Below are 13,788 nucleotides of genomic sequence, written 5' to 3' on the forward strand. Positions count from 1 at the left end.
AACACGCCAGTTTCGCCATCAGTGGACAGTTCCACTGCGGTCGGCGCCGAACAGGCCGAAGGAGCGTCCGGACTGCGGCTCGACCCGACGGAGCGGATAGAGCTCCTACTTCGCGATCTGCGCAGTTCTCGATCCGGGCTGACCGGTCGGGAGGCGCAGCGGCGGCTGATCCACGTCGGCCCCAACGCGCTGCGCCGACGAGGCGTACGGACCTGGCCGCGTGAGCTACTGGCGCAGTTCACCCATCCGCTGGCACTGCTGCTATGGGCAGCCGCGGGCCTGGCCTGGCTGGTCGGCATCGAACCAGTAGCCATCGCCGTGATCGTCGTCATCCTGATCAACGCGGCATTCGCGTTTATACAGGAGCGGCATGCCGAGCGAGCGGTGGAGTTACTCGCGGCGTATCTACCGGCGCGAGCGACGGTAGTGCGCGACAGGGAGATCACCCAGATCGATGCCGTCGATGTGGTGCCCGGCGATGTGCTGGTGATCCAGGAAGGCGATCGAATCTCGGCCGACGCCCGGCTGCTCGAGGGCGGGATCGAGGTCGATCTGTCCGAACTGACGGGGGAATCGCTGCCGGTGTTCCGCTCGGCCGATGCCCCGGACACCGGTGTGCCGCTGGCCCAGGCACAGGACATCGCCTTCAGCGGGACGGCATGCACCGGCGGCGACGCGCACGCGGTCGTTTTCGCCACCGGCATGCGTACCGAGCTCGGCCGCATCGCGGCGCTGTCGGAACGGGTCGGGCATGACGAGAGCCCGCTAGAACATCAAGTGCGCCGGGTCGCCTGGCTGATCGCCTTGGTCTCGCTGCTGCTCGGGGCGGCGTTTGTACCGCTCGCCACCATAGGCGCCGGGCTGTCGCTGCTCAACGCGGTGGTCTTCGCGGTCGGGCTCCTGGTAGGCAATGTACCGGAGGGCCTGCTGCCGACAATCACCTTGGCATTGGCGATCGGCGTCCGCGACCTGGCGCGACGCGGTGCGGTCGTGAAGCGGCTCAGCGCCGTGGAGACACTCGGGTCGACCGATGTGATCTGCACCGACAAGACCGGCACCCTCACCGAGAACCGGATGCGGGTCACCGTGATCCATACGTCGACCGGTGCGCACGACCTCCAACCGCGCCCGGCCGACCCGACGCTCATTCGGGTGGCTGCCGCGATGATCGCCTGCAACAACGCCCGCTTCGATCAGACCGGACGGGCGCTGGGTGATCCGACCGAGACCGCCATACTCGTCGCCGGTGCGGCACTGGGTGCGCATACGGACTTTGACGACCGGCAGCGCCTGCGGCAGAGGCAGTTTCACTTCGACCCAGCGTGGAAGCGCATGTCGACGATCGACAGCTCGAGTGACGGCATCTGGGTGCACACGAAGGGCGCACCCGAAACAGTGCTCCCGCTGTGCACTTCCGAACTCGATGGCGACGGCCGACCGCAACCGTTGCACCCCGCCCGGCGCGCAACGCTGGTGGATCTGGTGGATACACAAGCGCGGCAAGGACTTCGGGTGCTCGCGGTCGCCGAACGCAGACTGCCGGCCGATACCGTGCCCGCGGTGCGCGAATACGCCGAACAGCAGCTGGTATTGCTCGGACTTGTCGCGATGACGGACCCGCCTCGCGCCGAGGTCGCCGATGCCGTCGCAGCGTGCCACAGCGCGGGTATCCGCATCATCGTCATCACCGGCGACCACGGCCTGACCGCAGCGACCGTCGCCGCCCAGGTGGGGATCACCCGCGGCGAACCAGTCGTGGTGACCGGCGAAGAGCTCGACCGGATGAGCGAAACCGACCTGGACACCCTGCTCTCCGCGACGCCCGACCTGATCTTCGCTCGATCCTCACCCGAGGCGAAACTCCGTGTCGCGGACGCACTTCGCGATGCCGGCCACGTGGTGGCGATGACCGGTGACGGCGTCAACGACGCGCCCGCCCTGCGCCGCGCCGATATCGGCATCGCGATGGGCCGCTCCGGCACGGATGTGGCCCGCGAGGCCGCGACCATGGTCCTCACCGACGACAACTTCGCGACCATCGCCGCGGCGATCGAGGCCGGGCGGCGGGTCTACGACAACATTCGCAAGTTCATCTTCTACATTTTCGCCCACGCAACACCCGAGGTGACCCCGTTCATCGTGTTCGCGCTCTCGGGTGGTGCGATCCCCTTGCCACTGACCGTCTTACAGCTACTGGCGATCGATATCGGCACCGAAACCCTGCCCGCGCTCGCACTGGGTCGCGAACCGGCCGAGCCCGGTCTCATGCGACGACCACCTCGGCGACGCACCGAAGCGATCATCCGGATTCCGATGGTGTTGCGCGCGTGGCTGTTCCTCGGCACGATCGCGGCGGCACTGGGCATGGCGGGTTTCTTCTATGTTCTGCTGGGCGCGGGATGGCATCCGGGCGATCCCACCGGCCCCGGTACGCCACTGCACCACGCCTACCTCCAGGCCACCACGATGACCTTCTTCGGCCTCGTCGCCGGTCAGATCGGCACCGCGTTCGCGGCCCGCACCGAACGGGCCTCGCTGCGCTCGATCGGCGTGCTGTCCAACCCTCTCCTGTTGTGGGGTATCGCGTTCGAACTCGCGCTCGCGGCCGTGATCGTCTATTTCCCGCCGGTTCAGCACCTACTCGACACGGCAGCGCTCACCCCGGACATGCTCGCCTTCGCCGCACCCTTCCCGGTGATCATCTGGGGTGCGGACGAAATTCGGCGCTGGCTGTTGCGTCGCAGTGACATCGCACTGCCGTAGACGTCTTTCGCACCCCTTGATCGTGGCCAACGCCTGGAATGGGACCAGTCCGCGAATTCGTACCGCACCCGTATTCCCCCAATCGAACATTTGGGTAATCGTGGCAGCGCGGGCTGAGGAGTCCGACGGTCTTCTAGCGTCGCCGCAGGTCGATCTGTGTGGTTAGCGCACGTATCCCCCCGGACACCAGTGCTAACCACACAAGGGGTGGCTAACACTGTGGCGATTTTGCTGTCGATGGTCGTATCGAATCTCAACGTTGAGCGCCGTGTAGAGCGCGATCTTGTCCTCGGGTGCGCCCGCGTTGAGGACCGCTGACATGTCGCCCAGCGAGTCGATCAGCTTGTTGGCCTCGGCGGCCGTCAGTACAACGGTCAGTGGGATGATACGGCCGCGGCAGCGTCGTTTGCCGAGCTCGCTCCAGCTGACTGCGGGAGCGGTTACTGGTGCCCGCCTTGGCGCGCCGGATCAGGTGTGCCTCGGTGAAGGCCTCGACCGACACGATTTTCGGGTGTGCCGGTCGACGTGAGCGGACGATGCGACCAGCGCGCGACCGACGAAACCGCACCACATGCCCCGCGGCCACATCATCGGGGTCCGACAGTTCCTCGACCTTGGACCATCGGCCGAAGACTCCATAGCCGGTGTAGCGGGGATTCTGCAGGATCGCCGAGACGGTAGGAGCCTGCCGGCCATCGCCCGCGCGATGCCGATTCTGCTCGGGCCGAGGCGCCTCGGGAACGGGATCGACGGTTTCTCGTACTTCAAGGGGGGCCACCTCGAAGTACGACTGCACGCATAGTTCTCTTTCGCCGTTGTCGCAGGTGGCGGCGGTCCACTGTCCAGACATGGGATGCGATCGACCGATTCGCTTCTCCGACAACGTGTACCGGGCCATTCCCGATGTTTTCGATGATTTCACTGGCCACGTCGCCGGGCTGCATAGTCTGCGCGTCGGGGGTGACACCCATACGTTGCATTGCCTCGGTGGCCGTCTTGCCGAGCGCCGTGCACTCGGGCCTCCAGCAGATCAACCGCTTCCCGCGTGGTCGCGGCCTTGACCTGTACCCGCACCGATCGGCCGTCCATATCCACATTCGCCTGGGCGACAATCGACCGCCGGATCCGCATGCCAGGTCAATCGCACCCTGGCCCCCGACACGGCTCCAGCGGCGGACACGTGCTGGCCGAGCGAAATCCGCACGACCGACTCCGTCCCTGACGTAGCTCTGGACATGATCCCTTCTTCCCGCCGACCATGCCACCCGGTCGAACAACCCCGCCAGAGCCGAAAGTCTCCTTGACAGACCCGTTCGACTCCATGGCCGGCTTCATAAAGCCGGGCCGGCCGCTGTCACTGGGAACTCTTCGCCGCTACCCGCCTGCATCACCCGCTACGCTGCCGTCATGCCGTACTACGCGACGGTTCCGGACAGCATGCGGGAACGGCTCGCAGAGCTGGCGGCGCTCCTGCGCGGGTGCCGGGACACCTACCTGCGCATCGACGAGGACCATCATTGGATGGTCCACCCGAGTTCGGCTGCCGCCTCGGATCTTGCCGTATTCGCCGGTACGGTCGGCCGTCGCCGACTGTTCGCCGAGTTCGACGACGGCGGGCGAAGAGCACAGACGATCCGGCTCGATGGCGTCGAGTGGCTGACATCGCTTGCCGCAATGGGGATCTACGACGCTTTATCGTCGGTCTACCAGTACTGCGGTTGGGAATTCGATATCGATTCCGAGTTCGAAACGATGATCGACCGGACCCTCCCCGGCTTCCTATGGCCTTCACCGTAGGTGCCGCAGCGTAACGGTGACCATAGACCCGTAAGTACGTGCGCAAAGGCCGTACTCCCGGACGCCTCGGCCGACCAGACTCACCGATATGACCGCAAGTGATGTCTCGCTATCCGAGGTGCCGGATCACCCGACGATGCTGGCAGCGATGCGGCTCGCCGCGCACGCCCCCTCTGTGCACAACACCCAGCCATGGCGCTGGATATTCGACGGCGTCCGGCTGCATCTCTACAGTGACACCGACCGGCAATTGCCCGCCGCCGACCCGCGCGGACGCCAACTGGTGATCAGCTGCGGCGCCATGTTGCATCACGTGCGCACGGTCTTCGCCGCATACAACTGGCACACCGATGTCGTGCGCCTGCCCGATCCCGAGCAGCCACAGCACCTTGCCGCGATCGGATTCCGTCCGTGGCCCGACCCACCCGCCGAAATACGCGCCTGCAGCAACGCCATCCATCACCGGCACACCGACCGGCTGCCGATGCTCGAACCGGACAGCTGGGCCGAAATCGTGCCCGCGCTGCGAAACCTGGTGTCGGCGTGCGATATCCAACTCGACGTGCTCGACGAGAGTGCCCGGCCGCAGCTGGCGACGGCCTCGGAGCATGCCTCGGCGCTGCATCGGTACGACATGTCGTACCAGACCGAATTGCATTGGTGGACAGGGCATTCCCAGCTGTCCGAGGGTATTCCGCGCTCAGCCATGATCTCCGATGCCGAGGCTGCCCGGGTCGGCGTCGCGCGCGCGTTTCCGTCCGTCGCGCACTCGATGCGCCGGGCCGACCTCCGAGACCGCGCCCGGCTGGTGGTGCTCAGCTCACCCGGTGAGACCGTGGGGGAATGGCTGCATGCCGGAGAAGCGCTCTCAGCGGTCCTGTTGGAATGCACGGTGTTCGGGCTGACCACGTGCGCGCTCACTCACATCACCGAAACCACGACGGGCCGAAAAGTTATGGCACGTCTAATCGCTCACCCGTCCGTGCCGCAGGTCCTCATCCGCATCGGGACCGCACCGGACGAGCCGGAGCCACCGCCCACCCCGCGACGGCCCCTACTCGACATGTTCACAATTCGTCGAGCTGGTTGACCGCGAGCCACGCGGATAACCGATCTCCGCCGCGGGCGATCAGGTCAACTGGAACATGTGCCGGTGCGCATCGATGGCATGCCCCAGCTCGGTTCGTGACAGTTCGTGCATACCGCACTCGCAGTTGGCGGGAACGAGGTCATCGCTGAAGCGGTCGCCACGCAAGATATCGGTGTAGCGGGTGCCGTGCCGACCCGCGTGGTGTGCCTCGTCGATGAAATCGCGCTGCCCATGGGCGTGCGGGCCGACCAACGACTCGTACACCGCACCCAGAGCTGTATCGAAAACCGTTGCGACGTGGTGACTACGACCGCAGCGAACCTGCAGCAGGATGTGGTCGTCTCGGTCCGAGCCGAGGTCGTCCACGGCCTTCCCGGCAACGAGCTGACGTTCGGTCGGGCTGAGATCAGAGAGGCTGCTCATTGTTCCTCCAAAGATGGGCTACTCGAATAACGACCGGGACGTCGCCTGCACCGCACGGTAGTGAAATGGCTACTGCTACAACCATTCCGGGAGCGGCACAGTGGTGCGCTCCGGCACCTCGTAGTCGAGCACCTTGACGTGGTCGACGCCGGGTACGGTGCGAGCAAGGGTGGTGATGACGCGTTCTTCGGTGGGATCGATGCGGTTGCCGCGGATGGTGACTCGGCCGGATGCCACGTCGATGGTCCAATCTTTGCGGCTGCCCGCATAGTCATCGAGCAGGGCTCGGATCTTGGCTTCGATCGTGGCGTCGTCATTGATCAAGGTGCGCAGCAGATCTCGTCGGGAGACGATGCCGACCAGAATGCCCGCCTCGACCACCGGCATCGAACGCAGCCGTCCGGCGAGCATCTCGGTGGCGACGGTGGCGATATCGGTACCCGGGTGGACCACCTGCACCGGCACTGTCATCACCGCCTCGACCACCGCAGACTGTACGGCGGACTTCGCGGCTAGCGCATCGGATTCAGAGAGCAGGCCGATCACCCGGAAACGCTCGTCGATGACCGGGAGTGCGGCGAATCCATGCTCGGTGAGCAGCCCGATGGCCTCGGTCAGAGGTGTTTCCGGCCGGACCGTGACGACCGGGCGGCTGAGGATGTCGCGTGCATGCATTCGAAGTCACCTCGCAGGTGGATGATGTCGACGGTGTTTCGGTACCTGTCAGCATCATGTGCCGATGCGGCCTGGCACACGATGCAACGGACCTCTACTCGGGTGACCTTGGGCCCGAATGAAAAGCCGGTCCGCACAACTCTGCGACAGCCGGCGATGGCGTGCGTGTGATGGGCCCGTGACCTCGGCTGCAGGGTCACAGACCTGACAGAAGGCTTGCCGGGCTTCATCGCACACGGCGATGAAGTACCCAGCGGGCGGTGCCGTTCGGCACTGTGAAATCGGTGTACGCGGGCCGCATTCTGAAGATGGCGAGCCGCGATCGTCGCGGGTATCCGCGTCGAGCCGGCCGCTGGTGATCGCCATGTCGGCATGGTCGGCGCCACCGTCAACCACCCCGTTTCAGATGCCGACGCGAATTCGCGTCGATAAGGAGAAGTTGTGAATGCACTCGTGATTGCTTTCGCAGTGCTCATCGTGGCACTGATCGTGGTGTGGCTGTCGATTCGGGTGGTGACCCAGTATGAGAAGGGAGTGTTGTTCCGCCTCGGACGCGTGATCGCAGTCCGAGAACCTGGGCTGAGATTCATCATCCCGGTCGTCGATCGACTACGGAAGGTGTCGATGCGCATCATCACCATGCCGATTCAATCCCAAGGCATCATCACCCGAGACAACGTCAGCGTAGACATCTCCGCCGTCGCCTACTTCCGCGTCGTCGACGCCGAGAAATCGGTCGTCGCCATCGAAAACGTCTACGCCGCCATCGACCAGATCGCCCAAACCACGCTCCGCAAAGTCGTCGGACAGCACACCCTCGACCAAGCACTCGCCGAGACCGACACCATCAACGCCGACATCCGGCAGATCCTCGACACCACCACTCTGGAGTGGGGTGTCGAGGTCACCCTGGTCGAGCTGAAGGACATCCAACTGCCCGACACCATGAAACGGGCCATGGCCCGCCAAGCCGAAGCCGAACGGGAGAAGCGAGCCAAAATCATTGCCGCCGAAGGCGAATCCATGGCCGCCGCAGCACTCGGCGACGCCTCCGACACCATGATGGCCCACCCACTCGCCCTCCAACTACGCAACCTGCAGACCCTCCTCGAACTGGGCGTCGACAAGAACACCACCGTCGTGTTCCCGGCACCACTGATGAGCGCGATCGGCGACATCGGCGCCTTCTTCGCCCGCGAAACCACCGCCTCCACGACCCTGACCCCCACCGTCCAGACGCCGCCGGTGTCGACACCGCCGGTGTCGACACCGATACACAACGGGACGGCGAGCACCGCGGTCAAAGCGCACACGCCGGACTGACCCGCCGCAGATCCACCAGACCTTGCGGCTCCGGCGGTATGGAACACACCGGATATCACCGGCGCGCCAAGGATTTTCGACCGATGACATTCGCGAAAACACCGACCGCGTGGGGTACAGGTGGTCGAATGGCCGCTGCGATCACCGGCCGAGGGGACTGTGCCGAGGAGACGCGCATGAGCGCACACAAGAATGCGGGAATCGTGGTCACCGTCGACCGACCCCCGATCGGGCACGACGCGGCCCTGTGGTCGGCCGCTCTCGCCGAACGCCTGCACTGTTCCCTTCGCATCGTCTACATCGCACCCGAGGCGCATCCCATGGTTGCGGACATCGTCCGGCCCCACCACGTCCCGATCCTCGTGTCGGCGCACGCGCGCGCGACAGCGGTCCTCGACGCAGCAATCGCGGCGGTCCGTCGAGGTTCCCCCGATCTCGAACTGATCGGTGAGCTGATCGAGGGACCGGCCACCGAGGTGTTGGCCACCGTCGGGAGGGGTGCCCGGATGCTCGTACTCGGGCACCCCGATGCCGGAACCACTGATGTCCTCGCGGCCACCTCGCGGGCCAGCACCGTCACCGAACACACCACATATCCGGTCACCGTTTGGCGGGGAGAATCCGGGCAGCTACCAGCGGCGGCCCGTGGTCCTCGGTGTCGACGAAGACGCCGACAGCGCCGAAGCCACCGGCATGGCGTTCGAGTACGCGCACCTGTTCGCCGCACCACTCGTCGCGGTGCACTCCCGCCCCGCCCGACCGCCACCAGACCTGACGACAGTCCCCGACCTGCACCCCGAGCAGGACACCCTCGACGAAACCCTGTCCGCGGCACGACAGGCGTTCCCCGACGTCGCCGTCACCGCTACCGTCGTATCCGAGCCACCACCTCAAGCGCTGATCGAACGCGCCGCGGACGCACAACTGGTTGTTATCGGAACCCATGGCCGAAGGCGCATGCCCGCTGGTGCCGGCGCGTCGGTAAGCCCGTACCTGTTTCGCCACAGCCCCTGCCCGACCATGGTCTGCCCGCCCTGCCGCCGCCGACCGAGACCGGACGACGATATCGCGCGGCCACCGCGCATATCGGCACGCCCAGGGCAGCGGACGACACCGTGATCGCCGACATCACCCTCCGCTCCTCAGTCATAGAGGGCGTCGATGCGGTCCGCGAGATTGTCGACGACTATCCTGCGGCGCAGCTTCATACTCGGTGTGAGATCACCTGCCTCGACGGACAGTTCGCGGTCGATGATGCCGAATCTCTTGATCTGCTCCCAGCGATTGAGTTGGGCGTTCAGGTCATCGATGTAACCGGCGATCACGTCGTGGGTCTTCTTGTCCCGCGCGATTTCGGCGAGCGGCATGTCAGCCAAGTCGTGCTTGTCGGCCCATTCGGTAATGGCCGGGGCATCGAGACCGACCAAGGCGACGCAATAGGGTCGGGTCTCTCCGTAGACGATGAATTCTCCGACGTACGGACAGAGTCCCTTGAACGTCGCGGCAATCGCGGAGGGCGCGACGTACTTGCCTTGCGAGGTCTTGAACAAGTCTTTCTTGCGATCGGTGATGTGCAGGAAGCCGTCGGCGTCGATCTCGCCGATGTCGCCGGTGCGGAACCAACCGTCCGCGTCGAAAGCCTCGGCGGTGGCGTCGGGGCGGTCGTGATAGCCGCTCATCACCCCCGGGCTCTTGAGCAGGATCTCGCCGTCCTCGGCGATCTTGACCTCGGTGCCGGGGAACGGTTTGCCGACGGTACCGAACCGGTAAGCACCTGGGCGGTTGATGAACGAGGCGGCGGCGGTCTCGGTCAGGCCGTAGCCCTCGAGCACGATGATGCCGATCGCGTCGAACCACTGCGCGACATCGCGGTCCAAAGGGGCTGCTGCCGAGACGAAGTACCGCAGCCGACCACCGAAGCGTTCACGGATGGTGGACAGCACCAGCCTGTCCGCAACTTTGTGCTGCAATGAAACGAGCAGCGTCGGATTCTCGCCGGCCTGTCTGGCACGCGAGACCTTCAGGCCAACCCCGATCGCCCAGTCGAAGATCTTCTTCTTGATCCCGCCTTCTTCGGCCACCATGCCCTCGATACGCGCATGCGCCTTCTCGAAAATGCGAGGAGCGGCCCCCACGATGGTGGGGTGCAGTATCGCAAGGTTCTCCACGATCTTGTCGACCCGGCCGTCGATTGCCGTCGGAAAGCCGATCAGCGGTGACAGTGCCAACATCACCTTGCCGAACGCGTGAGACAGCGGCAGCCACAGAAAGTTCAGGTCGTCCGGGCCGAGAACGTTCAGGGCATCGATCGCGGCGGCGCTGTAGGTCCATGCGGAATGCGGTAGCCGAACCCCCTTCGGGGTGCCGGTCGTCCCGGAGGTGTACATGATGCTGCCCAGGTGCTCGGGCCGGATCTCGCGGATGCGGTCGACCACCGCATCGGGGGATCCGGCAAGCAGTTTCCGTCCCTGCTCTTCGAGGTCGTCGAGAGTGATCACCCAGTTTCCGTCGCCCTCGCCGTCGAAGATCACTACCTGTTGCACGTCAGGCAGTTCGGCGCGGTGCTCGATCAGTTTGTCGACCTGGGTCTGATTCTCGGCAACAACGACACGGCTGCCCGAGTTGGCGACGATGAACGTGACGCCGGTGGCGTTGGTGGTGGGGTAAACGGTGGTGGTGGCCGCACCGGCGCACATCACCGCGAAATCGACGAGCACCCATTCATACCGTGTGGACGACACGAGCGCGATCCGGTCCTGAGCGTCGATTCCCAGCGCGATCAATCCGGCGGCGAGGATGTTGATTCGGTCACCGACCTGCTGCCAGGACACACTGGTCCAACCCTCGCCGTCGGGGAATCGGAATGCCTCTACGTCTGGAGTTGCGGCGACGCGGTCGACCAGTATCTGGGCGACCGACGGTGCCCGATTCTCGATCTTGCCGAGGTCGGGAGGTTCCTCGGATTCCTGGAGGAACGTCATCATTCGATCCTACGAGTCCCCGGCCGATCGCCGGGGCGTTCGGATGAGAAACATGTGCGCAAAGACAGCCACTCCGCAGGTGAAGAGCGGGAGCAGTGAAAGCGGCCGGACGTGCACCGTAGATCGGGATGGCGTGCTGAGCTGGCGGCCTGGGTGAGGCGGGCGGTGAGTGACGAATTCACTCCCGTCGGCTCTTTCGGATTGCTCGGTTTGGTACTTCCCGCTTGCGGGAGTATCTCGGCCGCTAGATGGGCCACCCGTGTAGGTAGGCGAGAGAAGTCTCCCTTCGAGGGGATGAGATCGTGTGGCTACCGGCCTGCGGTCGGGACCGCCGGGATCGGTTCCGAACGTTGTGCGAGACGCACGAGGCGGGTACGTGGTCGTCCTCGATGTCCACTCTCAGGCTGGACTCGTCGCGGAGTTGTCGGCCGGGTTGCGCGCCAGCGTGAACAGCGCCTCGTCCTCCTGCGCGAAGTGCAGGGTGAGGACCGCGTCGAGTCCGTAGAGGGTGGCACGCAGATCGTCGATCTGGTCGGCGCGGATTCCGTGTGGTGAGTCGTCGAGGTGGCGGCGGATCCGGTCGACGAGCCGTTCGATCTCGGTGTGCTCGCGGCTCATCGTCACCATCGCCTCCGGGTCGCGCAAATAGTCGGCCAGCGCTGGATACAACTGCGACTCCTCGGCATGTTCGTGCGGCAGTATGTGCTCGACGAGAAGATCGAATGCGCGGCGGACTGCCGCATCGGCGCGCGGGCCAGGGCCACGGGACAGCGCGTCGGCCGCTTGCCGAACCGAGGCGCGTGCAGTCTGCAGCCGGTCGTGCTCCCGCGCGAAACGAGCGACCAGAGGGTCGATCTCTGCGGTGCGACGCCCACGATGAATCCGTAAGGCCCGCAACGCGTTCAGGATCACCACGATGTCGATCCCCTCCTGTACCAGCGCGCCGGCAGCGGGCACGAGCAGCCCCAAGGCAGCAGCGATCATCGCCGCCAGTGACAGCGTCATACCCGCGACCGCGCTCTGCACGGCCAGCCGATGCGCCCGCTGGGCGACCTCGACCGCGTCTGCGAGGCGATCGATGCGGTCGTCTACGATCACCGCGTCGGCGGCCTGTACGGCGGCCGTGGACCCACGAGATCCGAGGGCGACGCCCACATCCGCCACTGCGAGTGCCGGTGCGTCGTTCACACCATCACCGACCATGACGGTCACGCCGTCGCCGCGTTCCGCGCGGATGGCCGCGATCTTGTCGGCAGGGTCGGCGTCGGCGACAACTTCGGTGAGCCCAGTAAATGTGCCACCTCGGCGGCGTTATCGACCCGGTCGCCGGTGAGCAGGAGCAGCCGCCGCAGGCCCGCGGATCGCAGGCGACGCATAGTGCGTGCGGCGTCGGCGCGAATGCGGTCACGCACCAGCAGTGCAGCCATGGGCACATCATCGACGCACACCCACACGAGGACTGCCAGATCCAGCCGCGCCCGCCGCTGGGCGGCTTGCGCCCAGGGCGCGGGCTCGGTTCGCGACGGCAGCCGCCCGACCCGAACCCTATGACCGTCCACGGTCCCCGTGGCACCCAGGCCGGGTTGCTCCGAAACATCCTGCGCGGCATCGGGCTCCAGCCCGCGAGCCGTGGCCGCGGCGGTGACGGCGTTGGCGAGCACATGCGGTGAGAACCGTTCGACCGCGGCGGCCTGTCGCAGCACCCGGTCGGCGTCGGCACCGGGCGCGGTGACGATGTCGATCACCGCTGGTCGGCCTACGGTGACGGTACCGGTCTTGTCCATCGCCAGACACCGTGCGTGCCCAAGAGTTTCGAGCGCTGCGCCGTCCTTCACCACCACACCCGCTCGGGCAGCCCGCGACATTCCGGCCGTGATCGCGACCGGCACCGCCAGCAGTAGCGGACAGGGCGTGGCGGTAACCACCACGGCAACAGCCCGCACTGGATCCCGCGTGAGTATCCAGGCGAGACCGGCGATCACGAGCGCGAGCGGCAGGAACCATACCGCAACTCGATCGGCCAGCCGCGCCGTCGGCGCCACCGTGGCGGCCGCCTGCCGCGCCAGCGTGACGATTCCGGCATAGGTACTCTCATCCACGGTTGCGGAGGCCCGAATATCCACGGCCGCACCGGCATTCACCACACCGCTGCGTACCTCGGTGCTCACGCGGCGCACTACGGGGACCGACTCCCCGGTCAGTGCCGATTCGTCGAAAACCCCCGCCATGGCGAGCACTCCGTCGACGGGCACCGTCTCACCGGGCAGAACGACCACGACATCGCCCGGAGAAATCTCGGTGGCCGCAACGGTTTCGATGCCGCCGGCACGCCGCTGATGCGTCTGCATCGGCGCCCGCCCCAATAACGCGGATAGGTCGCGCCCGGCCCGGCGGCTCGCATACGCCTCCAATACCCGGCCGGTGGCCACCATCAACGCGATCAGCGCGCCCGCGAAATACTCGCCGACCGCGGCGGCACCTACCAGCGCCACCAGCGCGAGCAGATCGGCGCCGTAACGTCCACGCCGAAGATCCTGGAAAACCCACACTGCTGCGGGCACGAGCGCGACCACTGTGGCCACGAGCCACAACATATCGGCGACCGCCCCACTGAACGGACGTACGACCAGCCCGGCCGCACCCAACACGCCGATCACGGCGACGAGGACCGCCTCACGAAGCACCCTCCGCGCCGGTGTCTTCGACGTGGTCTCTGCAGTTTTCATGGAGTCTCCT

9 protein-coding genes and 2 pseudogenes are annotated in these 13,788 nt (G+C 65.8%); 6 read left to right on the plus strand and 5 right to left on the minus strand.

The window, feature by feature from the left end:
* Positions 1-21 precede the first annotated feature (21 nt).
* On the plus strand, positions 22-2,763 hold the full coding sequence (locus OHQ90_RS25470; protein WP_328401575.1) for a cation-translocating P-type ATPase: 2,742 nt from the start codon (positions 22-24) through the stop codon (positions 2,761-2,763).
* Positions 2,764-3,016: 253 nt separating this feature from the next.
* On the opposite strand, the gene OHQ90_RS39535 is transcribed toward OHQ90_RS25470, so the two are convergent.
* Positions 3,017-3,661 carry a recombinase family protein gene (locus OHQ90_RS39535; RefSeq protein WP_442941174.1) on the minus strand — a complete coding sequence of 215 codons (645 nt, stop codon included), beginning with the start codon at positions 3,659-3,661 and terminating at the stop codon, positions 3,017-3,019.
* Positions 3,662-4,170: 509 nt separating this feature from the next.
* On the opposite strand from OHQ90_RS39535, the gene OHQ90_RS25480 reads away from it, so the two are divergent.
* Together OHQ90_RS25480 and OHQ90_RS25485 are read left to right on the plus strand one after the other, a co-directional pair.
* Positions 4,171-4,560, plus strand: a complete 390-nt coding sequence (locus tag OHQ90_RS25480; RefSeq protein WP_328401577.1) for a hypothetical protein — start codon at positions 4,171-4,173, stop codon at positions 4,558-4,560.
* 88 nt (positions 4,561-4,648) lie between these two features.
* A complete protein-coding gene (locus OHQ90_RS25485) occupies positions 4,649-5,650 on the plus strand; it encodes an Acg family FMN-binding oxidoreductase (protein ID WP_328401579.1) in 1,002 nt (333 codons plus the stop codon).
* 39 nt (positions 5,651-5,689) lie between these two features.
* Here OHQ90_RS25485 and OHQ90_RS25490 read toward each other — a convergent pair whose 3' ends face one another.
* On the minus strand, positions 5,690-6,073 hold the full coding sequence (locus OHQ90_RS25490) for a hypothetical protein (RefSeq protein WP_328401581.1): 384 nt from the start codon (positions 6,071-6,073) through the stop codon (positions 5,690-5,692).
* 75 nt (positions 6,074-6,148) lie between these two features.
* Positions 6,149-6,748: a CBS domain-containing protein gene (locus OHQ90_RS25495; RefSeq protein ID WP_328401583.1), complete on the minus strand. Its 600-nt coding sequence runs from the start codon at positions 6,746-6,748 to the stop codon at positions 6,149-6,151.
* Positions 6,749-7,189: 441 nt separating this feature from the next.
* Here OHQ90_RS25495 and OHQ90_RS25500 point away from each other — a divergent pair, with 441 nt between their 5' ends.
* The 3 genes and pseudogenes from OHQ90_RS25500 (at position 7,190) to OHQ90_RS25510 (ending at position 9,190) form a co-directional block, all read left to right on the plus strand.
* Positions 7,190-8,071, plus strand: coding sequence for a slipin family protein (locus tag OHQ90_RS25500; RefSeq protein WP_328401585.1), 882 nt, complete (start codon positions 7,190-7,192; stop codon positions 8,069-8,071).
* A gap of 176 nt (positions 8,072-8,247) precedes the next feature.
* Positions 8,248-8,622: pseudogene (locus tag OHQ90_RS25505) on the plus strand (universal stress protein); the annotation flags it as partial.
* A 142-nt stretch (positions 8,623-8,764) separates the two neighbouring features.
* Positions 8,765-9,190, plus strand: coding sequence for a universal stress protein (locus tag OHQ90_RS25510; protein ID WP_328413088.1), 426 nt, complete (start codon positions 8,765-8,767; stop codon positions 9,188-9,190).
* 23 nt (positions 9,191-9,213) lie between these two features.
* On the opposite strand, the gene OHQ90_RS25515 is transcribed toward OHQ90_RS25510, so the two are convergent.
* Together OHQ90_RS25515 and OHQ90_RS25525 are read right to left on the minus strand one after the other, a co-directional pair.
* A complete protein-coding gene (locus tag OHQ90_RS25515) occupies positions 9,214-11,052 on the minus strand; it encodes an AMP-dependent synthetase/ligase (RefSeq protein WP_328413090.1) in 1,839 nt (612 codons plus the stop codon).
* A 399-nt stretch (positions 11,053-11,451) separates the two neighbouring features.
* A pseudogene (locus tag OHQ90_RS25525) lies at positions 11,452-13,778 on the minus strand (heavy metal translocating P-type ATPase).
* Positions 13,779-13,788 lie beyond the last annotated feature (10 nt).

The organism is Nocardia sp. NBC_00403, from assembly GCF_036046055.1.
Lineage (GTDB): Bacteria > Actinomycetota > Actinomycetes > Mycobacteriales > Mycobacteriaceae > Nocardia.